Origin of the sequence: Paractinoplanes tereljensis, assembly GCF_016862435.1 — a bacterium.
GTDB classification, from domain to species: Bacteria; Actinomycetota; Actinomycetes; order Mycobacteriales; family Micromonosporaceae; genus Actinoplanes; species Actinoplanes tereljensis.
The window spans coordinates 41,183-65,175 of the sequence record NZ_BOMY01000047.1 but is presented as its reverse complement, the minus strand read 5'-3'; the positions used below and the strand labels follow the sequence as shown (position 1 = coordinate 65,175).

At 70.2% G+C, this 23,993-nt stretch carries 19 protein-coding genes; 7 read left to right on the top strand and 12 right to left on the bottom strand.

Annotated features, from left to right (window positions below; translation table 11 throughout):
* Positions 1-123: 123 nt before the first annotated feature.
* A complete protein-coding gene (locus Ate02nite_RS36965; protein WP_203812559.1) occupies positions 124-1,278 on the bottom strand; it encodes an FHA domain-containing protein in 1,155 nt (384 codons plus the stop codon).
* Between the two features lie 134 nt (positions 1,279-1,412).
* Between Ate02nite_RS36965 and Ate02nite_RS36960 the strand changes: the two genes are divergently transcribed.
* Entirely contained in the window at positions 1,413-2,207 is a 795-nt protein-coding gene (locus tag Ate02nite_RS36960) for an LppX_LprAFG lipoprotein (protein ID WP_203812558.1), read from the top strand.
* On the opposite strand, the gene Ate02nite_RS36955 is transcribed toward Ate02nite_RS36960, so the two are convergent.
* Positions 2,186-3,256: a 1-acyl-sn-glycerol-3-phosphate acyltransferase gene (locus Ate02nite_RS36955; protein WP_203812557.1), complete on the bottom strand. Its 1,071-nt coding sequence runs from the start codon at positions 3,254-3,256 to the stop codon at positions 2,186-2,188. The genes Ate02nite_RS36960 and Ate02nite_RS36955 overlap by 22 nt on opposite strands.
* Entirely contained in the window at positions 3,256-4,104 is an 849-nt protein-coding gene (locus Ate02nite_RS36950) for a patatin-like phospholipase family protein (RefSeq protein WP_203812556.1), read from the bottom strand. Before Ate02nite_RS36950 ends, Ate02nite_RS36955 begins: the two co-directional genes overlap by 1 nt.
* Before the next feature lie 81 nt (positions 4,105-4,185).
* Here Ate02nite_RS36950 and Ate02nite_RS36945 point away from each other — a divergent pair, with 81 nt between their 5' ends.
* Positions 4,186-5,490, top strand: coding sequence for a serine hydrolase domain-containing protein (locus Ate02nite_RS36945; RefSeq protein ID WP_203812555.1), 1,305 nt, complete (start codon positions 4,186-4,188; stop codon positions 5,488-5,490).
* Positions 5,491-5,642: 152 nt separating this feature from the next.
* On the opposite strand, the gene Ate02nite_RS36940 is transcribed toward Ate02nite_RS36945, so the two are convergent.
* From Ate02nite_RS36940 to Ate02nite_RS36900, 8 genes are all read right to left on the bottom strand, one after another.
* Positions 5,643-7,010: a chitinase gene (locus Ate02nite_RS36940; RefSeq protein WP_438871312.1), complete on the bottom strand. Its 1,368-nt coding sequence runs from the start codon at positions 7,008-7,010 to the stop codon at positions 5,643-5,645.
* Between the two features lie 73 nt (positions 7,011-7,083).
* Entirely contained in the window at positions 7,084-7,578 is a 495-nt protein-coding gene (locus tag Ate02nite_RS36935; protein WP_203812553.1) for a hypothetical protein, read from the bottom strand.
* 263 nt (positions 7,579-7,841) lie between these two features.
* Positions 7,842-10,997: a cyclic nucleotide-binding protein gene (locus tag Ate02nite_RS36925; protein ID WP_203812551.1), complete on the bottom strand. Its 3,156-nt coding sequence runs from the start codon at positions 10,995-10,997 to the stop codon at positions 7,842-7,844.
* Positions 10,998-11,219: 222 nt separating this feature from the next.
* A complete protein-coding gene (locus Ate02nite_RS36920; protein ID WP_203812550.1) occupies positions 11,220-12,845 on the bottom strand; it encodes a trypsin-like peptidase domain-containing protein in 1,626 nt (541 codons plus the stop codon).
* 39 nt (positions 12,846-12,884) lie between these two features.
* Positions 12,885-14,456, bottom strand: coding sequence for a sensor histidine kinase (locus tag Ate02nite_RS36915; RefSeq protein WP_203812549.1), 1,572 nt, complete (start codon positions 14,454-14,456; stop codon positions 12,885-12,887).
* A 7-nt stretch (positions 14,457-14,463) separates the two neighbouring features.
* On the bottom strand, positions 14,464-15,177 hold the full coding sequence (locus tag Ate02nite_RS36910) for a response regulator transcription factor (protein ID WP_203812548.1): 714 nt from the start codon (positions 15,175-15,177) through the stop codon (positions 14,464-14,466).
* Positions 15,178-15,245: 68 nt separating this feature from the next.
* A complete protein-coding gene (locus Ate02nite_RS36905; protein ID WP_203812547.1) occupies positions 15,246-16,007 on the bottom strand; it encodes a lysophospholipid acyltransferase family protein in 762 nt (253 codons plus the stop codon).
* Positions 16,004-16,765: a GNAT family N-acetyltransferase gene (locus Ate02nite_RS36900; protein ID WP_203812546.1), complete on the bottom strand. Its 762-nt coding sequence runs from the start codon at positions 16,763-16,765 to the stop codon at positions 16,004-16,006. The genes Ate02nite_RS36905 and Ate02nite_RS36900 overlap by 4 nt, the downstream gene beginning before the upstream one ends.
* 151 nt (positions 16,766-16,916) lie before the next feature.
* On the opposite strand from Ate02nite_RS36900, the gene Ate02nite_RS36895 reads away from it, so the two are divergent.
* The 5 genes from Ate02nite_RS36895 to Ate02nite_RS36875 all read left to right on the top strand — a co-directional run bounded on the left by Ate02nite_RS36895 (position 16,917) and on the right by Ate02nite_RS36875 (position 23,458).
* Positions 16,917-17,834, top strand: a complete 918-nt coding sequence (locus tag Ate02nite_RS36895) for an ABC transporter ATP-binding protein (protein ID WP_203812545.1) — start codon at positions 16,917-16,919, stop codon at positions 17,832-17,834.
* Positions 17,831-18,649 carry an ABC transporter permease gene (locus Ate02nite_RS36890; protein ID WP_203812544.1) on the top strand — a complete coding sequence of 273 codons (819 nt, stop codon included), beginning with the start codon at positions 17,831-17,833 and terminating at the stop codon, positions 18,647-18,649. Before Ate02nite_RS36895 ends, Ate02nite_RS36890 begins: the two co-directional genes overlap by 4 nt.
* A 122-nt stretch (positions 18,650-18,771) precedes the next feature.
* The gene (locus Ate02nite_RS36885) at positions 18,772-22,509 is read left to right on the top strand and encodes a multifunctional oxoglutarate decarboxylase/oxoglutarate dehydrogenase thiamine pyrophosphate-binding subunit/dihydrolipoyllysine-residue succinyltransferase subunit (RefSeq protein WP_438871304.1); all 3,738 of its coding nucleotides are present in this window, start codon (positions 18,772-18,774) and stop codon (positions 22,507-22,509) included.
* A gap of 57 nt (positions 22,510-22,566) precedes the next feature.
* A complete protein-coding gene (locus Ate02nite_RS36880) occupies positions 22,567-22,746 on the top strand; it encodes a DUF6104 family protein (RefSeq protein ID WP_203812543.1) in 180 nt (59 codons plus the stop codon).
* Positions 22,733-23,458 (top strand): AAA family ATPase, encoded by a 726-nt coding sequence (locus tag Ate02nite_RS36875; protein WP_203812542.1) that lies wholly within the window; start codon positions 22,733-22,735, stop codon positions 23,456-23,458. The genes Ate02nite_RS36880 and Ate02nite_RS36875 overlap by 14 nt, the downstream gene beginning before the upstream one ends.
* Here the strand turns inward: Ate02nite_RS36875 and Ate02nite_RS36870 are convergent, their stop codons facing one another.
* Entirely contained in the window at positions 23,459-23,860 is a 402-nt protein-coding gene (locus Ate02nite_RS36870; protein WP_203812541.1) for a hypothetical protein, read from the bottom strand. It abuts the gene before it with no gap.
* Between the last annotated feature and the right edge of the window lie 133 nt (positions 23,861-23,993).

Below are 23,993 nucleotides of genomic sequence, written 5' to 3'. Positions count from 1 at the left end.
TCGACGCCCGCGGGGTTTGCGGGTGGCGGAAAACCGCCCACCATCTCACTGGCCTATAGGGCGGGCGTCCCCGCGGAGCGAAGCGGAGCCAGCCAGCTCAGCCCAGCTCGCCGCGATCCTTACCTAACGGTCGAACTTTCGCAGGGCCATCGTCGGGGCCTCGCCCATGACCGAATGCGGCTGGACGACCCCGCCGGTGGCCCACATCTTCGACCGGCCCACGTTGACGCCCGCGTAGAGCTCCACCACGTCGGCCGCGGCCAGCGGGCGGCTCTCATTACGCCCGAGGGTGACCCGCTGGTCATCGTCGTCGGAACCGCCCGGGCGGACGCCGGAGCCGTTGGTGCTGACGTCCTGGACCGTCAGGGTGCCGTCGTCGCGCAGCGCGAACTGCACGTGGCCACGGCTGATCCACTTCCGGGCGTCCTCGCTCAGCCACTGGCCGAGCATCACGCCCTTGCCGCCCTCGGGCGCCCGGCCGACCACCACCGGGCCCTCGGTGGAGACGACGAAGCGCTGCCGGACGATGCCGTCGATGCGGACCGAGAGCACCTCCACCGCCGGGCGAGCCCCGTTGTCCTTGAGTTTCGCGCCGTGCCGGGGGCACGACGGCGCCCCGGCCCGCACCGCCGGTGGCGGCTGGGACACCGGGCTGGTGAAGGTGCGCATGTCGGCGAACGGGCTGTCCGAGTCGACACCCGACCCGAAGCTCGTGCAGTTCGACTCGGGGCAGCGCCACACCCGGGCCAGCAGCCGCTCGCCCATCGGTGAGCGTTCGGCCTGCTTGGCCGGGTCGCCGCGGCCCACCCGGGAGACCAGCACCGGGGTGCCGCCCTCGCCCGCCACCGCGGCCAGCAGCCGGCCCGGTTCGTCGACCCACGGGCGGCGGGCCCGGAACTGCTCACCCCGGGTGCGGGTGAGCACCGGCACCCCGAGCAGCTCGGCCACCTCGAAGACCCGGTCGTCGAGCATCGGCAGCACTTCGACCTTGCCGTCGTCGGCCCAGCGGCGGATGACCATCCGCTCGTTCGAGGTGAGGTCGGTGTCGGAGAGCAACGCGCGTGGGGACACCACGTAAACCGGCACATTCTCCTCGGAGAGGTAGCGGCCGAGCGCGTCAACGACCAGGCCGAGGCGCACCGAGTTGGCCGGCCGCCCGCCGTCAAGATCGGCATATCGCACGATCTCCGACAGGTCGACCACCGCCCGCGCCAGTGCCGGGTCGGTGGACAGCCGCGCCTCGATGGCATCGAGGACCTTGCTGACCTCGAATCTCACGGATCCTCCAGGTGTTCTTGCCTCGGCCCATCATGCCGTACCCGGAAGGTGCCGTTTGCCCACCGGGCCTGCCGGGAATTGATGTCGATCAGCCGGAGTCACCCCAGACGCCGGCCACGTCAGGGAGGACGTACATGCGGACACCACGGCTCGCCGGGCTTGGTATTGCCACGATCGCCACGGTTGGCTTCGCGATGGCCGGGTGCGACAACGGCGGCACGGCCAGCACTTCCGCCTCCGGAGCTCCGGCCCCGAGCGTCGCGGCCGGCCCCTCCTCGGGCGCCGCCGAGGCGGGCGCGGTCTCGGCCCTGTCCAAGGCCACGGCCCTGCTCGGCACCACCAGCTTCACCCTCACGGCGACCTCCGGTGCCGGTTTCAAGCTGACCGGCGCGATCGACCCGGTGGGTGGCAAGGCCAGCGCCCAGCTCACCGCGAGCGGCCCGAACGCCGAGATCAACATCAAATCGCTGCTGCTCGGCGACGACCTCTACGCCCAGGTGCCCGGCATCACCAAGGCCGGCACGTGGACCCACCTCGACGGTTCCCGGCTGCCGGCCGGGGCCAACATCGGCCTGCGGCCGAATCAGATCGACCCGGTGGGTACGGCGAATCTGCTGGGTGCGGCCACCGACGTCAAGGAAACCGGCACGGGTACGTACGCCGGCACGCTCGACCTCACCAAGGCGGCCGGGCTCGCCGGGCTCAGCCAGGTGACGATCGACAGCTACGGCGCGGACGCGTCGAAGGTGCCGTTCACGGCCGCCCTGGACGACCAGGGGCGGCTCACCAAGCTGACCATCACGGTCCCGCAGGGTGACCCGATCGACGTGACCTACGCCGATTACGGCGCCCCGGTGAACGTCGCCGCGCCGGCCGCGTCCGAGGTCACCGAGGCCCCGGACAGCTTCTACAACTCGCTCGGTTCCTGAGACATCCGGCGGGCGGTCCAGTCCGTAGACAGCGGACGGACCGCCGGCCGGTTCTCCTCGATCCACGCATCGATCCGGGCCCACCAGTCGTAGAGCCAGGCCACCCGTTCCTCCTCGCCGGCCGGCACCTCCTCCGGCGGAACGCTCCAGAACCGCATGATGAGCTGCTTGTCCATCGGCAGCTCGCGCCACACGTCGGCGACCGTGATCATCCGGTCCAGGCCGGTGTGGGCCACGAAGATGACCCCCGCGTCGGGTGCCGCGTCGATCGCCGCGGACAGGCCGCCCGGCTTCGGCGGCAGCAGGTTACGCAGGTTTTCCGCCTTCCGGGCCAGGCCGGTCATCCCGCGCTGGCGCAGCCACTGGATCGCCTTGACCTTGCGCCGGGGCGTGAAGTTGCCGCCCTCCGGGAAGATCACGAAGGCGTCGTTCTCGTCCAGGCCGACCGCGAGCTCGCCGACCTCGTCCTCCAGGCTCTTCGTCCCCGGGGTGGTGCGCCCCGGCGTGATGAACCGGCTGGGCAGACGGTTGAGCAGCACGTCCACCGCCGGGTCCCACTGCAGGGTGGCCTTCAGCACGATCCGCGGTTCCCGGTCGAACCAGTTGACCAGGGCGTGGATCAGGATGAACGAGTCGCCCGGCCCGGCGTGCCGGCTCACCACGATCTCCGGGCGGCCCGGGATCGCGGTGTCCGGGTCGGTGCCGACCACGTCGACGGTCAGGTGCAGCGACCATCGGGCCAACCAGAACAAAACCCCCAAGAACTTTCCGGTCAGTACGTAGTGAGCGCGCTGAAAACGCGGGCCGCGGACCTTCCACCCGAATCCGGACGCCACCCAGAGCGCGGCCAGCGCCACCAGGGCGGCCGCGTCCCACACCACGTAGACGATGCCGAGGAAGACCAGACGCGGCACCCGCAGGTGGCCCGGCACCAGCGGCGACGCGGCCAGTGCGAGCAGCAGCCAGACCGGCAGGGTGGTGAGCAGCGCGATCGCCAGCAGCACCACCGCGGGCGCGAAGATCAGGCGGCGTATCCAGACCGGGGGCATCAGGGCGAGCCCGGCAACGGATGCACGTTGGCGGCCAGGTAACGGCGGGAGGCGGTGTAGGCCCGGCTGATCCGGCGGCCGACCGCGGCCATGTCCCGGTAGGCCCAGGGGCTGTCGTCGCGGCCGTCGCCACCGCCGGCGGGAAGGACATGCACACGTACATCGTCGGGCAGCGAGGCAACCTCGCGCGCGAACCGGTGCCGGCGGGCGATCTCGAACGCCACCTGAGCCACCTCCCACGGCCGGCGGGGCACGCTGAGCGGCCGCTCGATCCGCCCCACCTGAAGCACGAAGATCAGTTTTGCACCGACCCGGACCGCCTCGCCAATCGGAATCGAGTTGACGATGCCACCGTCCACATAGTGCTCTCCCGACATCTCCATCGGGGGCAGCAGCCCCGGCACCGCGGAGGAGGCCAGCACGGCGTCGACCAGCGGCCCGCTGTCGAACCAGTGCTCGGCGGCCCGCTCGATGCTGGCCGCGCAGCAGCGGAACGGGATCTTCAGGTCGGCGAACGTGGTGTGCTCGCCCAACTCGCCCTCGAGCAGCCGGCGCAGCGGCCTAGGCGAGTGCAGGTGGGTGCGGGCCGCGAACCGGCGCACCTGCCGGCCGATCGAGTCGCCGTAGACCGCGGCGGCCTCCGGCGAGGTCCAGAGCCGCACCAGCCGGTCGGTGACCGACTCGCTGGGGTCGGCCGCGACGAGTGCGCCGTTCACCGCGCCGATCGAGGTGCCGACCACGACGTCCGGTTTGAAACCGGCCCGGAAGAGCGCTCGCAGCATCCCGACCTCGACCGCACCGAGAACCCCGCCACCACCGAGAACGAACGCCACCGACTCGTTGACCATGCCGTCATCGTTTCACGATCCGATCCGGCCCCTACCGCTCTCGCCTGTGCGTACACCGTGGTCCGTGTCATCATCGTCGCCGTGACCCTTCCGCGCCGCGCCGTCCTGGCCGCCGGTCTGGCCGCCGGCCTCGCCGGCTGCGGCCGGGCCTCCGCACCGTCGACGACCTGGGCCGAGCCGGTCTCCTCGGCGGAGCCGCCGGCTGCTGCTCCGTCGTCTTCCGCGCCCGCCCCGGCGCGGTCAGCCGCGGCCGCTACCGCGCCCTATGCCGGCAAAGTCAAAGAAACCCTGACCAAATACCTCAAACCCACAAAAGACAACCCCAAGCATCCCGGGTACGCCGGTGCGGTCGCGCTCGTGCTGCAGGACGGCACTGCCCGGATGACCACCGCGGTCGGGCACGCCCTGCGCTATGGCGCCGGTCCCGTCGATCTGCCCGCGGCCAAGCGGGTCACCATGCGCACCGACTCGATCTTCGACCTGGCCTCGCTCACCAAGGTCTACACCGCGATCCTCACCCTGCAGCTGGTCGACCAGGGCAAGATCGCGCTGGACGCACCGGTGCGGCAGTACCTGCCCGACTTCACCGGGGCCGGCAAGGAAAAGATCACCGTGGCGATGCTGCTGGCGCACACCAGCGCGCTCCCGGTCGGCGCCAAGGTGACCGGGATGGCCAACAACACCGCCCGGTGGAAGTCGGTGCTGGCCACCCCGCTGGTCAGCGGCGGCGTCCCCGGCACCACGTTCCGCTACTCCAGCACCGGGCTGATGGTGCTGGGCCGGCTGGTCGAGAAGCTCACCGGCAAGACCCTGGACCGGGCGCTGCGCGACAACCTGGCCACGCCGCTGGGCCTCAAGGACACCGGCTTCCAGCCGCTGAAGTGGGTCACCGACAAGCAACGCCTGGTGGCCACCGACGCCCGCACCTCGCGCGAGCTGCTGCGCGGCACGGTGCACGACGACGTCTGCAACGTCCTGGGCGGGGTGGCCGGGCACGCCGGTGTCTTCGGCACCGCCCGGGACGTCGCGGTGATCGGCCAGATGCTGCTGAACGGCGGCACCTACAACGGCAAGCGCATCCTCTCGGCCGGCACGGTCCAGAAGATGCTGACCAACGTCAACAAGGGCAAGAAGGCGATCGACGCCGAGCGACCGGGCCGCTCGGCCGACCACGGCCTCGGCGTCGAGATGAACCAGACCTGGTTCATGGGCAAGCTGGCCTCACCGACCGCCTTCGGCCACACCGGTTTCACCGGAACGTCGCTGCTGGTGGTCCCGGCCAAGCGAATGGTGGTCGTCCTGCTGACGAACCGAGCCCACCCGAACTGGTCATGGTCCAACCCCGACACCCACCGGGTAGCCGTGCACAACGTCATCGCCGCCTGAGGGTCTTGATCTTCCCCACGCACGCAGAATGAAGGGCCAGGGCCAGCTCTGCTGGGCCCCGGCCCGGCCCCGGCGGGAGCTGCGGCGCGCAACCACCCACCCAGGCACGACATCCTGATCTTGATCTTTCTGATCTTGATCTTTTGCGACAGCTACGGCAGCGCCTTCACGAACTTGCCGTTTTGGTTTTGGAATTCCCAGCTGTAGAACTTGTCCCAGTTGATGCTCCAGGTCATCAGGCCGCGGAAGTTCGGGTTGGTGCCGCTGCGGACCGTGTAGCCGCCGCAGTTGGCGCCGCTGACCAGGCAGCCGACCGCCTGCTGGACCGCCGCCGGAGCGACGTATCCGTTGCCGGCGCTCACCGAGCTCGGCGCGCCGAACGCCACCTGGTCCTCACGCAGGGCCGGGAAGGCGTTGGCGGTGTTGCCGGCCACCGGGAAGCCGGCCAGCAGCATGTCGGTCATCGCGATGTGGAAGTCGGCGCCGCCCATCGAGTGGTATTGGTTGTCCAGGCCCATGATCGAGCCCGAGTTGTAGTCCTGGACGTGCAGGATTGTCAGGAAGTCGCGGACCGCGTAGATCACCGGGAGGTAGGAACCCGCCCGCGGGTCCTGGCCGCCCCACGGGCCGGAGCCGTAGTACTGGTAGCCGAGTTGGACGAAGAACGTTTCCGGGGCCATGGTCAGCACGAAGCCGGCGCCGTAGCGGGCCTTGAGCGAACGCAGGGCGCTGATCAGGTTGACGATCACCGGGGTGGTCGGGTTCTTGAAGTCGGTGTCGCCGGTGTTCAGGGACAGCGAGTGGCCCTCGAAGTCGACGTCAACGCCGTCCAGGCCGTATTTGTCGACGATCGCGCTGACCGAGCTGACGAACGTGTCCCGGGCCGCCGTCGTGGTGAGCTGCACCTGGCCGTTGGCGCCGCCGATGGAGAGCAGGACCTTCTTGCCGGCCGCCCGCTTCGCCTTGATCGCGGCGATGAACTGGGCCTCGGTCTCGACGCCGGGGCACTCGGTGGCCGGACACAGGGTGAAGCGGATGTCGCCGGAGGTCGCGCTGGTGGGCTCGCCGAAGGCGAGGTTGATGATGTCCCAGTCGGCCGGTACGTCGGACATCCGCAGGTAGCCGGAGCCGTTGGCGAAGCTCGCGTGCAGGTAGCCGATCAGGGCGTGCTTCGGAATTCCGGTGACCGGGGAGCTGGTCGGCGGAGTCGTCGGCGGCGTGGTCGGCGCGGTGGTGGGCGGAGTCGTCGGCGGTGTGGTGGTAGGGGCGGTGGTCGGCGGGGTGGTAGTCCCTCCGCAGACCCCGTTGTCGGCCCACACGTCCCACTGTCCGGAGTGGGTGGCCGGGGATTCGTTCTGGGTCCACCACTTCGCGGTGTAGTTGTGGCCGTTCTGCGAGGCGCTGTTGCCGCCGACGTAGACCGTCGTGGCGCTCCACGCCGTGGCGCAGGCGGTCGCGGCGTTGGCCGAGCTGGCGAGGTAGACGGGAGTGCCGCCGAGGAGGAGCGCGGCGGTTGCCATGGCGAAGATCGTCGATCGGCGCATGGCCAATTATTAGGACTGTTAACTGTAAATGTAAATAGACGACGGACGATCAGCTGCCGTGGGTCCACTCCGTACGGTCCAGGTAGCCGTTGCCGTCGTCGTCGTACATCCGCTTCTCGAAGACGCCGTCGTGGTCCTTGTCGTAGTCGGCGAAGTCGACCCGGTTGTCGAGGTCGGTGTCGTGCCCGATGAAGTCGGCCTGGCCGTCGCCGTCGAGGTCGACCAGGATCTCGGCGCCGCCCTTGCCGTCGCCGCGATAGGTGGCCTCGTCCAGGTGGCCGTCGCCGTCCGCGTCGACCCGGTTGTGATAGCCCTCGGGCGCGGCCGTCTCGCGAACCTTGGCGGTGGCGTGCCGCACCGCCTCGTCGAGGCCGATCGTCGGCGCGTCGCCCAGCCCCTGCACCGCCGGAAGGCCGTCGATGTCGGGGCGCTCACCGAGACCCGCCCGGCTGCCGCCGGGCAGCTTGACGGCCGCCATCCCGGCCGCGGTGCCGAACTCCGACCACATGTCGAGGTCGCTGGGCTCGCCGTCCTTCTGCTTCATTCCTCGACGGTACGGCGTTCAGTCCAGTTCGGGCATCGCCACTGGGTGTGGTCTTGGCCGGCAGGTGCCGCACTGCACGGCGTCCTCCACCACGAGCGCCTCGACCCGCTGCCGGGTCTCGGAACGGTTCACCTGGAGCAGGTAGGGCCCGAAGCGGGCGTGGTCGGGACAGACGGCACGCCCGCAGAAGCGGCAACTCGCGCGAGCGGCCTCGGCACAGAACCAGCAGAGCATCGATCCCCTTTCGATGCCTCTGACATTACCTAGGAGGAGGGGGTCTGCTGTACCTCCGATGTGGGCGGCGTTGTTGTCGGCTCGGTGGTTGTCGGCGTTGGTTCGGGCGGCGCCGCAGTGGTGGTCGGAGGTGTCGTCGCCGCCGTCGTCGGCCTGGTGGTCGGCGTGGTGGTGGTCGGCGGCCGGATCGTGGTGGGGCGCGTCGTCGGGGCCTGGGTGGTGGCGGCCTCGGTCGGCTGCGTCGTTTCCTCGGTCGAATCCTCGGTCGCCGTCGGGCTGGCACTCACCGACGGCACGGCGCTGGCCGACTCGGCCGGCGCGATCGACTCGGACGGCAGCGGCTCCTCGCTCGGCTCGGTGCTCTGCTCCTCCGACGGCTGGGTGACCTCGACGCCGTCGCCGCAGCTCAGCTTCGCGCCGGTGCCCGCGGTGGCCTGACCGGCCACCGACACCGTGCCGGTCGAGACGGTCACCGCGGCCGGGTCGACCGAGTACCAGGCCGCACCGGAATTGGTGATCTTGCCGTCGGGACGGGTCACGGTCAGGGCGAGCGGGTTGAACGCGCCGCTCGTGCCGGTGGTGTCGGCCAGCACCCGGCCGGCCTGCAGGCTGATCGCGCCGCGTGGGCTCTGGTGCCGCCCGCTACCGACCGACAGGTCGCCGACCATCACCCGGGAGCCGGCACAGAGCACGGTGACGCCGCCGCCCGGGAAGGTGAGCCGGGCCGTGGCCCCGGTCGGCACGTCGACCTCGGTGCCCGCACCGACGTACCGCTCGTCGCCCGCCTCGATCGTGGCCAGCTCGCTCTCGGCCTCGCTGGTGGCCCGGCCGTGGTCGACGGTGATCAGCACCCGGTCGCGGGCCATCTCGGCCCAGGCCGGCCCGGGCCGGAAGCTGAGCACGGTGAACACCAGGGCGAGCACCAGCAATATCACGGTGAACCACCAGAGCCGGCCCTCGAACCGGCGGTCGACCGACTGGTCGTCGGGCCCTTCCGGCGGGCCGGGCGGCACCGCGAGCGGCGGGTAGGCGTCGGGCGCGGGCGCGCCCGGCCGCGGACCGCCGTTGACCGCGACCACCGGCATCGGCGAGCCGGGCCGGTGGGTGGCCCCGACCAGCGGAGGAAGGTCAGAAGCATCAGGCAGGACCCAGAGGCGTACGGGGGTCAGAGTCTGCGCCACCATGCCGGGGCTGCCGTCGCCGACCGGGCCCACCAGGGTGCCGCGGCGCAGCTCGATGCCGTCCGGGATGGCGATCACGCCGGACTCGACGACGACCGCGTGGGTCGGGCCGGGCAGGATCACCGGCGCGCCCGGCTCGAGGTCGACCGGATGCGCCGAGGCGATCAGCGCGAGCCGCTGGTCGACGGCGAGGCCGGAGAGCGCCGGGGTGTCGGCGAACAGCGCCTCGGCCTCGGCCCGGTCCTGCGGCGGCGGGCCGGGCAGCGGGCCGACCACGGTGGCGACCGTGGCGGCCGGGATGTAGAGCAGGGTGGTGCCGGACGTGTACCAGTCGAGCTGGGTGGACCGGCCGGTGAGCGCGTTGACCAGGCCGACGACCCCGCCGGGCCCGACGTGGTGGCGGACCGTGCCGGGCGGGTCGCCGGGCTTGCGCGCGGTCAGCGTGCCCTCGACCACCACGTAGACGGCTGACTGCGAGCCGCCGGCCAGGATCAGCGGGCGGCCGGTGGACGGGTGCTCCCAGCGGGCCCGGGCGGCCAGGCCCTGCAGCGCCGGCTCGGGCAGTCCGCCCAGTTCGGAGGCGCGCAGCGCGGCGACCCGGCGCGGGCTGTCCGCCTCCCGGTCGTTCTCGGCGCTGCGTTGCCGGGACCGGCGCCACCGGCGGGTGAGCCGGCCCAGCAGGAAGAAGACGGCGGGCGCGCCGAGACCGAGGACGACCAGCAGGAGCAGCAGGCCGCCGAGCAGCCCGGTCTGCCACAGGCCGGTGGCCAGGCCGGAGACCCGGTCCTCCCACACCCGCAGGGTCAGCACCGCGGCGAGGGCGAGCCAGGCGACGGAGAGGACGCCGTAGAGCGCGACGAGCCGGCCCTCGCGGTCGAGCACCGACCAGCGCGGCGGGCGGCCGCGCAGCCGGGCGCCGATCCAGGCCAGGCCGCGGGCGCGCAGCTGCGGAATCTCCAGCCAGTCCATCAGCAGGTATTGACCGTCGAGCGGCAGGAACGGGCTGAGCTGGAAGAAAGCGTTCAGGTACCACAAAAAGGCGAGCTTGAAGGCCAGGCCGCCGAGGGCCGGGACGGCCAGCCCGCCGAGCTGGACCAGGCCGGCCAGCAGCAGCGCGCTGCCCGGACCGGCTGCGGCCACCAGCATGCGGGCCCGGCGACCGGCCATCCACACGTCGGTGGTGTCCACGAAGAAGGACGGGATGCCGAAGTAGACAAGCAGACCGGCGGCGGGCACCTCGCGGCCCGCGGCCTTGGCGGCCAGCGCCCGGGCCAGCTCGTGGGTGAACAGCACGATGCCGTTCAGCACCACCAGCACGACCGCACCGGCCAGGTAGGAGTCACTGGTCAGGAACAGCGACCGGCTGCCGCGCGACCAGGTCGTCACGAACAGGGCCAGGCCGAGCACGGCCAGCACGCCGGTGCCGACGAAGGCCCCGGTGCCGAAGAAGAGCTTGCCGCCGGCCCGGTAGAGCGCGGTGACCAGGCCGTCGACGTCGAAGACAAGCATCCGGCGGCCGCGCGCGGCGGCCAGCATCGAGTTGCCGACCCGCTCCGGGAGCGCCTTGCGCCGGGATTCCTCGACCGGGCGGAACGCGTCCATCGGCAGTTCGTCGAGCATCCGGTTGCCGGCCAGGTCGGCCACCACCCGGCGGACCTGGTCGGGGGCGAGCCGGCCGGCGATCCGGGCGAACTCGGCGACCAGGCGGGCCACCGTGTTCTCCCCGTCCATCAGCAGGGCGAGCTGCCACTCCTCGGGAGTCAGCCGCAGGTAGCCGGCCCGGGTGCCGCCGTCCGGCGAGCGCAGCATGATGTACGCCTCGCCGCGCGCCGAACTCAACTGAACAGCCTCGATGCCGGCTCGCAGCACGGGCCGGGCCCGCACCGGATTGAGCCGATCGACGACGGCTCCCCACAGGCCGGGGTCGGCGGGGCCGCCGGGCTCTCCCGGAGCCCGCCCGGCCAGGGCTTCCCAGACGTTCATCCGGGTATCGACGTAGGTCACCTGAGCGGCCTCTCCAGCTCGGCGGCGGGGGGCGCAGCCGTTAGCGGATTGGAGATTAGGCGGAACTCCGTTACCAGCGCGAGTCCTAGGCGGGCATTCGGGCGAGGTTGTCCGAAAAGTTCCCGGAATAACGGCATACCTAAACGAACGTGCGGCGGGTGGTGTGACAACCCCCTTGTCACACCACCCGCCGCAGCGGGGAGGGAAATCCGGTCCTTGGTGTTACTCGGCCTCGGCCAGCGTGACGGTGGCCGACTTCTTGGCGCCGTCCCGGGTGTACTCGATGGTCATCTTCTGCCCGACCGTGCCGCCCTGGACGGCCGCGACCAGGTCGTCGGAGTCATCGATGTTCTTGCCGTCCACCGAGGTGATGACGTCGCCCTGCTGGATGCCGGCCTTGGCGGCGGCGCTGTTGGCCGTCACGGTGCTCACCAGGGCACCGCCGTTCTCCGCGTCGGCCACGCTGACGCCGAGCGCCGGGTGGCTGACCTTCTTGCCGGCCATCAGGTCGTTGGCGACCTGGCTGGCCTTGTCGCTCGGGATCGCGAAGCCGAGGCCGATGTTGCCGGAGCTCGAGCCCTGGGTGGCGATCGCCGAGTTGATGCCGATGACCTCGCCGTTGGTGTTGACCAGAGCGCCACCGGAGTTACCCGGGTTGATCGGCGCGTCGGTCTGGAGCAGGCCGGACATCGTGGTCGAGGCGGACTGCTGCTGCTGGGTGCCGCCGCCGAACGGGCTCTCCTGCTGGCTGTCCTCGCTGCTGGACTGGATGGTGCGGTCCTTGGCGCTGATGATGCCGGCCGTCACCGAGCCCTCCAGGCCGAGCGGGCTGCCGATGGCCAGCACGGTGTCGCCCACCTGCATGTCGGAGCTCTTGCCGAACTTGGCGGCCTTGAGGCCGGACACGCCGGTGGCCTTGACCACGGCCAGGTCGGTGCGCGCGTCGGTGCCGACGATGGTGGCCGACGCCTTCTTGCCGTCGGCGAAGATGACCGTGACGGTCGAACCCGTCGCCGTGGCGACCACGTGGTTGTTGGTCACGATGTAGCCGTCGGCGGTGAGCACCACGCCCGAGCCCTCGCCGGACTGGGTGGTGATCGAGACGACGCTGTCCTGCACGGCCGAGGCGATCTGGGCCAGTGAGGAGCGGTCGACCACCCGGGTCGTCGACGAGTTACCGGTCTGCACGGTCGGGCTGTTGCTGTCGTCGCTGAAGGCCAGTGCCGTCGCGGCGCCGACCCCGCCCGCGCCGAGCGCGATCAGCACGGCGGCGGCGCCGGCCACGAAGATCTTGCGTCCCCGGCCGGAGGACGGTGGGCGCTGCTCGGTGCCGACCGGCACGGCCCAGGCCGGCTGCCCGGTCTGGTCGGCGGGCTGCCAGGTCTGCGCACCGGCCTGGTCGGTGGACTGCCAGTCGGGCTGCCCCTCGACGGCCGGCTGCGCGGTGGTCTGGGTGGCGGCCGACCAGCCGTTGGCGTAGGCCGACTGCTGCGCGTATTGCTGGTAGGGGTGCTGCTGGCCGTAGCCGGCGGGCTGCTGATAGCCCGGGTGCTGGTAGCCCTGCTGCTGCGGGTAACCCGGGTGCTGTGGGTAGCCGGCGGGCTGCTGCCACGGCGACTGCTGCTGCCAGGGTGTGCCGGATTGCGGGGCCGCCGACGCCGGGGACGCCGACGCCGGAGCCACCGACGCCGGGGTGGCCGGCGTGGGGGCGCTCCACTGCGGGGCGGCGGGCGCCGGAGTGGCGGCAGGCTGCGCGGCGGTGGCCGGCTGCTCAGACTGTCCCCGCTCCGCGCTGCTGCTCTCGGAAGCGGCGTCCGCGGTCCGCGGTTCGGTCTCGTTCTCGTTCATGGCACTCACTTTGCCCCGCTGTGCTCGAATCAGACTGTGTTACGGCTGGATGTTTTCTGTGAAGCTTTTGTCGGGATTTAGGGTGGGCAAAGTGACCTTGAAGGTCGCTCCACGCCCCCCTTCACTGATCACCTCGACGCTTCCTTGGTGCGCCCGCACGATGGCCGCCACAATGGCCAGCCCGAGCCCGGTGCCGGTCGCTTCGCGCTCGGTGTGCCGGGTGCGCGCCTCGTCGGCCCGGTAGAACCGCTCGAAGACGTGCGCCTTCTGTTCCTCGCTCAGGCCCGGACCGGTGTCCGAGATCTCCACCACGGCCCGGTCGCCGGGCTCGGCGTAGGTGCGCAGGGTGATCGATGCGTCCGGCGGCGTGTGCACCAGCGCGTTGGTCATCAGGTTGCCGACGACCTGGCGCAGCCGGGCGTCGTCGCCGTACGCCACCAGCTTCTCCGAGTCGCCGCGCACCTCGAGCTCGATCCGGCGTTCCGGCGCGATCGCCTCGGCCGCCTGCACCGCGTCGAGGGCGAGCACCGGCAACTCGACCGGGGCCAGCGTGAGCGGGCGTTCCCGGTCCAGCCGGGCCAGCAGCAGGAGGTCCTCGACGAGCAGCCCCATCCGGGCCGCCTCGTCCTCGATCCGGCGCACCAGGCGGGCCACATCGGCCGGGTCGGCGACCGCACCCTGGCGGTACAGCTCGGCGAAGCCGCGGATGGTGGTCAACGGCGTACGCAGCTCGTGCGAAGCGTCCGCGACGAACTGCCGCATCTTGGCCTCGGAGGCCAGCGCCCGGGCCTCGGAGCCGAGGGCGGCCTCGGCCGCCTCGCGGGCTGCCATCTCGGACTGCGCGCGGGCGATGAAGGCCGCCTCGATCTGGGCGAGCATCGCGTTCAACGCCCGGGACAACCGGCCCAGCTCGGTGGTCGCCTCACCGCCGTGTTCCTCCGGATCGGGCACCCGCTGGGAGAGATCGCCGGCGCCGATCGCGGCGGCCGTGCGCTCGATCTGCAGCAGTGGGATCAGGCTCTGCCGGACCAGCGCGGCCCCGACCGCGGCCAACGCGATCAGTACGCCCACGCCGACCAGCACGTCGGCCCGGACCAGCCGGGCGATGGCGTCGTCGATGCCGGTCATCCGCTGCCCGACGTGCAGCACCGAGTCGTTGTTCAGGCGGATCACCAGCATCCGCCACATGTACTTGCCGTTTGTCGAACGCACTGTGTACGGCGCACTGGCGTGCGCGTTGATCTCGTCCAGGCCGGTCAGGAGCTTCGGTACGTCGGCGGCGGTCAGCCCGCCACCGGCGTACACCTCGCCGACCCCGGTCACCGAGGTCGCCGCGGCGATGTAGTCCGGCGGCACGACCACCCAGGAGTGGGTCAGCGCCCGGTTGTTGTTGGCTGCGGTCGCGACCGAGGTGTCCGCGAACGAGCGGAGCTGATCGTCCATCCGCGAGATCAGGTAGCTGTGCAACGCGTACGTGCTGGCCAGGCTGATCAGGGTGAGAGCCGCGAAGACCAGTACGAGTACGGACGCCACGAGCTTGGTGCGCAGCGAGATCCGGCGCAGGCTGGGCTGCGGCGGGATCGCGGTGCGAACCCGCTCGGTGAGCGTCACAGCGGGCCTAGACGGCTGGTTTGCGAAGAACGTACCCGACGCCGCGCAGCGTGTGGATCAGCCGCGGCTGGACGTTGTCGACCTTGCGCCGAAGGTAGGAGATATACGACTCGACGATGTTGTCGTCGCCGCGGAAGTCGTACTTCCACACGTGATCGAGTATCTGTGCCTTGGAGAGCACCCGGTTGGCGTTGAGCATCAGGTAACGCAGCAGCTTGAACTCGGTCGGCGAGAGCTGCACCCGGTTGCCGGCCCGGTAGACCTCGTGCGTCTCCTCGTCGAGCTCGAGGTCGGCGAAGACCAGGCGGGACGGCTCTTCCTCGCCCTGGGTGGTGCGGCGCAGCACGGCCCGGATGCGGGCGGTGAGCTCCTCGAGGCTGAACGGCTTGGTGACGTAGTCGTCGCCGCCGAGGGTCAGGCCGCGGATCTTGTCGTCGGTGCCGTCCCGGGCGGTCAGGAAGACCACCGGCGTGCGCTGGCCGCCCTCGCGCATGAGCCGGATGACCTCGAAACCGTCGAGGTCGGGCAGCATGACGTCGAGAACGACCAGGTCGGGTGTCGCGTTCTTGGCCGCGCTCACGGCGGCACTGCCACTCGTCGCGGTGCTGACGTCGAACCCGGCGAAGCGGAGGCTGGCGGAGAGCAGCTCGAGAATGTTCGCGTCGTCCTCGACGACGAGGAGCTTTGCCTCGCTCTGCTTGGGCTGAGTCTGGATGGCCATGACGGCCATTGTTTATCAGTACGCTGCAGCTTCGCTGCACACTGGCTGAAAGTTGTCTGGGAAAGAACTCAAGCTGCCAACCTGTAGCTGGAAGGTCCCAGGGAGGATTGGACTGCCCGAGCCAGGGTGCGGCGGTCGGCCTCGACCGTCGGGCGCAAGGCCGGAGCGGTCACCAGGGTCACCGTCAGAGAACGTAGCGCGGCCACCCGGCGAATCGAAGCCCACAGCGTGTCATCCCCGATGAACGCCGCCGCGGTGGTGTCGTACCGGATCGAGGCGGGCACCACCGGCGCGTTCGCATCGATCGCGGCCTGGAACAGGGCGGGACGGAAAAGCCCGGATTTGGCACCGCAGAACGTCGTACCCTCCGGGAAGGCCGCGACCGACCGCCCAGCTTTCAGCGCGGCCGCCACCTCGGCCACCGTCTGCGGCAGCGCCTTCGGGCGCGAGCGATCGATGAAGATCGCCCCGGAGAGGCCGGCCATCACCCCGATGCCCGGCCACGCACCCACCTCGCCCTTCGCCACCAGCCGGACCGGCGCCACCGCGAGCAGCACCAGAATGTCCAGCCAGGAGACGTGGTTGGCGGCCAGCAGGCTGCCCGGGCGCAGCGCCGGGCCGCGCCGGACCAGCCTGATTCCCAGGACCGCGAGCATGGTGCGGGCCAGGGTCCGCAGCGCGGTGCCGCGCAGCAGCGGCACCATCACAAAGCCCCCGGCGAGTACGGCGGCCAGAGTCACCACCCGCAGGGTCGCGAGGCCGGGGAGCGCGCGCACGTCGGCGCCGTCCCGGCATTCGTCTCCGCACCCGGAGACCGGCTGCCACATCATCGGGCCGCTCCCAGGAAGTGCCGGCGGTACCGCGGGTCCAGCCGGTCCATCGAGAACAGCACGTAGAAGTCGGCGCACTCGAAGTCCGGGTCGTAGGCCGGCTCGCCGCAGATCCAGCTGCCCAGCCGCAGGTAGCCCTTGAGCAGCGCGGGCGGCTGCGTCTTGGGGTCGCCGACCAGTTCGGTGCGGTCCAGCCAGCTCTGCCGCGGGGTGACCCGCAGCGCCGGCGGTGCGAGGTGCTTCGACTGCACCCGGGCCCAGACGCCGGCCGCGGTCACGCCGCCGTCGTCCAGCGGCACCGAGGCACACCCGCCGAGCCAGCGCAGGTTCTTCAGGTGCATGTAGCGGGCGATGCCGGCCCACATCAGGTTGACCACGGCGCCGGTGCGGTGGTCCGGGTGGACGCAGGAGCGCCCGGTCTCGACGAGTTGGTCGCGCAGCGGGCGCAGAGCGCTCAGGTCGAACTCGCCGTCGCCGTACCGACGGCCCGCCTGCTCGGCTGCCTTGGGGGGAAGCATCCGATAGGTTCCGACCACCTCGCCGGTCGCGTCGTCGCGCACGATCAGGTGGTCGCAGTGCTCGTCGAACTCGTCGACGTCCCGCCCGTCCACGGCGCCGGTGAGATTGGCGCCGAGTTCGCCGGCGAAAACGTCGTGGCGCAGCCGCTGCGCGGCGGCGACCTGGCTGGGGTCGTCGGCGATGAGCAGGGTGTAGCCGCTGGTCCCGGTAGATGCGGGGGCGGTCAGAAGAACTGCCATGTGACCTGTGTAAGGGCGACAACTGCCGATGGAATGTCGGCCTTGGTAGGGATGAATGGCCGAAACATGAACGCCTTGTGCTTTCGGCCACGGGCCCACACAGCTGGCACATAACTAGTACGTTGATCCCTTTCCAGAAGGGGGCTGCTCGATGACCGGGCCAGCGAGCGACGCGATAGTCGTCGATCACCTGAGCAAGCAGTACAAGAAGCTTCGAGCCGTCGACGACCTGAGCTTCACCGTGCGGTCCGGGCGGGTGACCGGCTTCCTCGGCCCGAACGGTGCCGGCAAGACCACCACCCTGCGCATGCTGCTCGGGTTGGTCACGCCGACCTCGGGCAACGCCACCATCGGCGGCGAGCGTTACACCGAGCTGCACGACCCGATCCGGCACGTCGGCGCGGTCCTCGAGGCGTCCAGCGCGCACCGCGGCCGCAGCGGCCGCAACCACCTGCGGATGATCTGCCGGGCCGCCGGGCTGCCCGACTCGCGGGCCGACGAGACGCTCGAACTGGTCGGGCTCACCCCGGCCGGCAAGCGCAAGTTCAAGGGTTACTCGCTCGGCATGAAGCAGCGGCTCGGCATCGCCGCGGCGATGCTCGGCAACCCGCAGGTGCTGATCCTCGACGAGCCGGCCAACGGCCTCGACCCCGAGGGCATCCGCTGGATGCGCGACCTGCTCAAGGCGCTGGCCGCCGAGGGCCGCACCGTGCTGGTCTCCAGCCACCTGCTCGGCGAGATGCAGGTGCTGGCCGACGACGTGGTGATCGTCGCGGCCGGCAAGCTGGTCCGGCAGGGTCCGGTCGACGAGGTGCTCGGCTCGATGGGCACCACCCAGGTGCGGGTGCGCACCCCGCAGGCGGCCGAGCTGACCACCGCCCTGTCCGCTCTGGGGGCCACCGTGGCGCCGCAGGCCGACGGGTCGCTGCTGGTCGGCGGCGCGGAGGCGGCCGCCATCGGGCACGCCGCCTTCACCGCCTCGGTCGAGCTGCACGAACTGGTCGCCGAGCGCGGCGACCTGGAACAGGTCTTCCTGCAACTGACGGCCGGAATGGCGGGCATTCGATGAACCTGATCAACGCCGAGCTCTTCAAGCTCCGCACCACCGCGATCTGGTGGATCATGGGCATCGTCCTGCTCCCGCTGTACGCGGCGAGCGTGCTGGCCAACTGGGCCCAGTTCGCCTCGACCTCCCCCGACCAGGTCAGCGACCCCGACCAGGCCGAGCAGGTGCGGGCCGCGCTCGAGCCGATCAACGTGGCCACCACGCTCTACACGAGCGGTCAGTACTTCGGCATCCTGATCGTGCTGTTGCTGTCGGCGATCATCGTGACCAGTGAGTTCTTCCACCTCACCGCGACCGCCACGTTCCTGGTCACCCCTAAGCGGGAATCTGTCATCCTGGCCAAGTTCGGCGCCGCGGTCATCGTCGGCGTGCTGGTCTGGCTGCTCACCACGCTGCTCAACCTGATCGTGGTCCCGCTGATCATGAACAACCTCGACCTGAGCAGCCAGCTCGGCGAGGGCGCGGTGTGGCGAGCGATCGGGCTCAATCTGCTGGCCTTCGTGCTGTGGGCGGTGCTCGGCGTCGGCCTGGGCGTGCTGATCAAGAACCAGCTCGCGGCGACGCTCATCCTGGGCATCGTCTACGTGGTCGGCACGTCCGCCATCGGCCTGATCTTCTTCCTGCTCACCCAGTACGTGGCGCAGTGGTTCGAGAACCTTCAGGTGCTGATCCCGACGACCGCGTCCCAGCTGATGATCTCGGGCACCGAACTGCCCGGTAACCCTCCGCGCTGGGTCGGTGCCGTCGTGCTGATCGGTTACGCGGTGGTCGCCGGCTTCTTCGGCACGTGGCTCACCAAACGCCGCGACATCTCCTGACGCAACATAACCTTCTAGACTTCGTAGAGCCGACGCGGGGGCGGATCTTGCCCCCGCACGGCGTAGCCTTGACACCGAATTTCTTCCCGTCCCATGTGACGACCCGGTCGCGTGCTGACAACATGGTGAAAGAGGCGAACACGAAAGTGTCGACCCAGCAGACTTCGCATGACAACCCGCTCGCGGACTTCGGCCCCAACGAGTGGATCGTCGATGAGATGTACCAGCGCTACCTGGCCGACCCGACCAGTGTTGACCCCGCCTGGCACGATTTCTTCGCCGACTACAAGCCGGCGATGGCAACGGGTTCGATCGTCACCCCCGACGAGGCTAAGGCGGCCAATGCGACCGCCACGGCGGCCAAAGCCGGCACGGACGCCCCCGCGGCCGCGACCGTGGCGCCGGTGAAGCCCACCGTTCCCGACGCTGCGAAGCCTGCACCGAAGCCCGCGCCGGCCGCCAAGCCGGCTCCGGCCGCCGCCGCTTCGAACGGCAAGGCGCCCGCGGGTGCCAAGGTCACGACCCTGCGCGGCGTGGCCGCCAAGATCGTGCAGAACATGGACGCGTCGCTCGAGGTGCCCACCGCCACCTCGGTGCGGACCGTCCCGGCCAAGCTCATGGTCGACAACCGCATCGTGATCAACAACCACCTCGCCCGTGGGCGCGGCGGCAAGGTCAGCTTCACCCACCTGATCGGGTGGGCGCTGGTTCGCGCGGTCATCAAGCACCCCGAGATGAACAACTCGTTCGCCCAGATCGACGGCAAGCCCGCGCTGGTGCAGCCCGAGCACATCAACCTCGGTATCGCCATCGACCTCGCCAAGAAGGACGGCACCCGCACCCTGGTCGTGCCGTCGATCAAGAACTGCGAGCAGATGGACTTCCGCAAGTTCTGGCAGGCGTACGAGGACGTGGTGCGGCGGGCTCGGCGCAACGAGCTCACCATGGACGACTACTCCGGCACCACGATCTCGCTGACCAACCCGGGCGGCATCGGGACGGTCCACTCGATCCCGCGCCTGCTGCAGGGCCAGTCCGCGATCGTCGGCGTGGGCGCGATGGAATACCCCGCGCCTTATGCGGGCATGAGCGACGAGACGCTTACCGACCACGGGGTCAGCAAGACCACCACGCTGACCAGCACCTACGACCACCGGGTCATCCAGGGCGCGCAGTCCGGCGAGTTCCTCAAGGCGATGCACGAATACCTGCTGGGCGACCACGGGTTCTACGACGAGATCTTCACGTCGCTGCGCATTCCTTATGAACCGGTCCGCTGGGTGCGCGACGTGGCCCGCACGTCCGAGGGGCAGATCGACAAGGCCGCCCGGGTCGTCGAGCTGATCCACGCGTACCGGGTGCGCGGTCACCTGATGGCCGACACCGACCCGCTCGAGTTCGAGATCCGCCGGCACCCCGACCTCGACGTGCTCCAGCACGGCCTGACGTTGTGGGACCTCGACCGCACCTTCCCGGTCGGCGGCTTCGCCGGCAAGCAGCGGATGAAGCTGCGCGACGTGCTCGGCGTCCTGCGGGACACCTACTGCCGCCGGGTCGGCATCGAGTACATGCACATCCAGGGTCCCGAGGAGCGGCGCTGGATCCAGGACCGCATCGAGATCAAGTACACCAAGCCCGACCAGGACGAGCAGAAGCACATCCTGAACCGGCTGAACGCCGCCGAGGCCTTCGAGACCTTCCTGCAGACCAAGTTCGTCGGGCAGAAGCGGTTCTCGCTGGAGGGCGGCGAGTCGCTGATCCCGCTGCTCGACGCCGTCCTCGAGTCGTCGGCCGAGGCCGGCCTCGACGAGATGGTCATCGGCATGGCGCACCGCGGCCGGCTCAACGTGCTCGCCAACATCGTCGCCAAGCCGTACGAGAAGATCTTCAGCGAGTTCGAGGGCCAGATGGACCCGAAGTCCTCGCACGGCTCCGGCGACGTGAAATACCACCTGGGTCAGACCGGGAAATACACCACGCCGGACGGCGAGCACTCGACGACCGTCAGCGTGGTGGCCAACCCGTCCCACCTGGAAGCCGTCGACCCGGTCCTGGAAGGCATCGTCCGCGCCAAGCAGGACCGCCTCGACCTGGGCCTGCACGGCTACACGGTGCTCCCGCTGCTGGTGCACGGCGACGCCGCGTTCGCCGGGCAGGGCGTGGTCGCCGAGACGCTCAACCTGTCCCAGCTGCGCGGTTACCGCACCGGCGGCACGGTCCACGTGATCGTCAACAACCAGGTCGGCTTCACCACCGCCCCGGAGTACAGCCGCAGCTCGATGTATTCGACCGACGTGGCCCGGATGATCCAGGCGCCGATCTTCCACGTGAACGGGGACGACCCCGAGGCCGTGGTGCGGGTCGCCAAGCTCGCCTTCGAGTACCGCCAGGCGTTCAACAAGGACGTCGTCATCGACATGGTCTGCTACCGCCGCCGTGGTCACAACGAGGGCGACGACCCGTCGATGACCAACCCGCGGATGTACCAGATCATCGACACCAAGCGCTCGGTGCGGAAGCTCTACACCGAGGAGCTGATCGGCCGCGGCGACATCACCGTCGACGACGCCCAGGAACAGCTGCGCGACTACCAGTCGCAGCTGGAGCAGGTCTTCAAGGCCACCCGGGACGCGGCCGGCACGCCGCCGCGGCCGCGGGTCATCTCCGAGGAGCCGGAACCGCAGGTCGACACCGCGGTGGACGCCGCCACGGTCGGCTCGGTCGGTCAGGCCCACCTCGAGCTGCCCGAGGGCTTCACCCCGCACAAGCGGGTGCAGCAGTTGCTCGAGCGGCGCGCCAAGATGTCGAACGAGGGTGGCATCGACTGGGCGTTCGGTGAGCTGATCGCCTTCGGCTCGCTGCTGCACGAGGGCGTCACGGTCCGGCTCGCCGGCCAGGACTCCCGCCGTGGCACGTTCGTCTCCCGGCACGCGTCGATCGTCGACTCGAAGACCGGCAAGGACTTCCTGCCGCTGTCGACGCTGGCCACCGGCAACTCCCGGTTCTTCGTGCACGACTCGCTGCTCTCCGAATACGCGGCAATGGGCTTCGAGTACGGCTACTCGGTGGAGAACCCCGACGCGCTGGTCCTCTGGGAGGCCCAGTTCGGCGACTTCGCCAACGGCGCCCAGACGGTCGTCGACGAGTTCATCTCCTCCGGCGAGGTGAAGTGGGGCCAGCAGTCGTCGCTGGTGCTGCTGCTCCCGCACGGCCAGGAGGGCCAGGGTCCCGACCACTCGTCCGGCCGGCCCGAGCGGTTCCTGCAGCTCTGCGCGCAGGACAACATGCGGGTGGCCAACGTGACCACCCCCGGCAACTACTTCCACCTGCTGCGCCGCCAGGCCCTGTCCAGCAAGCGCAAGCCGCTCGTGGTGTTCTCGCCGAAGTCGCTGCTGCGGCACAAGCTGGCGGTGTCGTCGGTCGCCGACTTCACCACCGGCACGTTCCAGCCGGTGCTCGGCGACGCCGGGGTCAACGGCGCACCGCTGGACGCCGGCTCGGTGAAGCGGGTCCTGCTCTGCTCGGGCAAGGTCTACTACGACCTGTTCCAGGCCCGGGCCGAGCGCGGCATCACCGACACGGCGATCATCCGGATGGAGCAGATCTACCCGCTGCCGGTGGCCGAGCTCAAGGCGATCCTGGCCCAGTTCCCGAACGCGGAAGACTTCGCCTGGGTGCAGGAGGAGCCGGCGAACCAGGGTGCCTGGACGTTCGTGGCGCTCAACCTGCTCGAGCACCTGGAGGGCGTCCGGCTGCGCCGGATCTCCCGCCCGGCCGCGGCCGCTCCGGCGGTCGGCTCGGCCAAGATGCACGACGCCGAGCAGTCGGCGCTGATCGAGGCCGCTCTTCCGCGGCCGTAACGCTGATTTGATGGGGGCGCTCCGCTTCGGCGGAGCGCCCCCTTTTACTATCCGGTCATGTACTTCACCGATCGGGGCATCGAGGAACTGGTCGAACGGCGCGGCGAGGAAACCGTCACGCTGGAGTGGCTCGGCGCCCAACTGAGCACCTTCGTCGACATCAACCCCGAGTTCGAGACCCCGATCGAGCGCTTCGCTACCTGGCTGGCCCGGGCCGACGAGGATGACGACGAGTAAAACGCCGCCCCCGATCCGCCGGATCGAGCTCGCCCCGGGCGCTTCGCTGGACCGGAACGCCTGGTGGGCGAAGATCCCGGCGGTGGCGGCGGTCCTCGAGCACGGCCTCAACCTGCCCGCCGGAGTGACCTTCCTGGTGGGCGAGAACGGTTCGGGCAAGTCGACGCTGATCGAGGCGCTGGCCGGCGTGCACGGCCTGAACCCCGAGGGCGGCTCGCGCGGGGCGATGCACTCCACCCGGGTCACCGAGTCGCCGCTGGCCGACATCCTGCGGGTGGTCCGGACGCCGGGCAAGCGGGTCAACTCGTACTTCCTGCGGGCCGAGACCATGCACGGCCTCTACACGTACCTCGAGGACCTCCCCGACTCGCCGGACCATGACCTGCACGAGCGCAGCCACGGCGAGGGCTTCCTGACGCTGCTGGAGCGCAAGTTCCGCGGTTTCGGCTTCTACCTGATGGACGAGCCGGAGGCCCCGCTCTCGTTCACCTCGACCCTGCGCCTGACCGCCCACCTGGACACCCTGCGCCTGGCCGGCGCGCAGGTGATCGTGGCCACCCACTCCCCGCTGCTGACCGCCCTGCCCGGCGCCACCATCCTCGAACTGGGCGAGCACGGCATCCGCCGCACCACCTGGGCCGACCTGGAGCTGACCAACCGCTGGCGCCTGTTCCTGGCCGACCCGGAGGCATATCTGCGGCGGCTCCTCTGATCAGCAGGCCGCTGCAATCCGCGGCGCGTGCGGCGGCTCGAGCAGCTCGAGCACCCGAACCATCTGCGTGCTGAGCTGGCCCACCTTTGCGTCCAGCTGATCTGTCCGCCGCTTTTGCTCGACGGCCAGCTGGACCATCTCGGTGAGGATGGCGCTGTGGTGGTTCAGAGCGGCTGTGTGCAGGTTCTGCGTGGCCTCGAACTTGTCCATCCGGCTCTCGATCCGCCCGATGGCCTGACCCTGCTCCACCTGCGTTTCGCGCAGTGCGTTAACCACCTTGAGCATGCCTTGCTGACCGCTCTGCAGGTCAGCGAGATCTCGGTCGACCTTGGCGCGTAGTCCTGCTTCGAACTCCACGCGCTGCTCAACGGCCGACAGCCGCGCCTTGTATTGGTCGTTCATCGGGGACCTCCACGTTTGGTTCGGATCGACCGTACCGAAGCCGGTCGCCGCCACAAGTGCCAAGCTGGGACCTGTGGATAAGGGGTGACGGGCGCCTAGTGTGCACTAAGCAAGTCTTCATCCACAAGAGGAC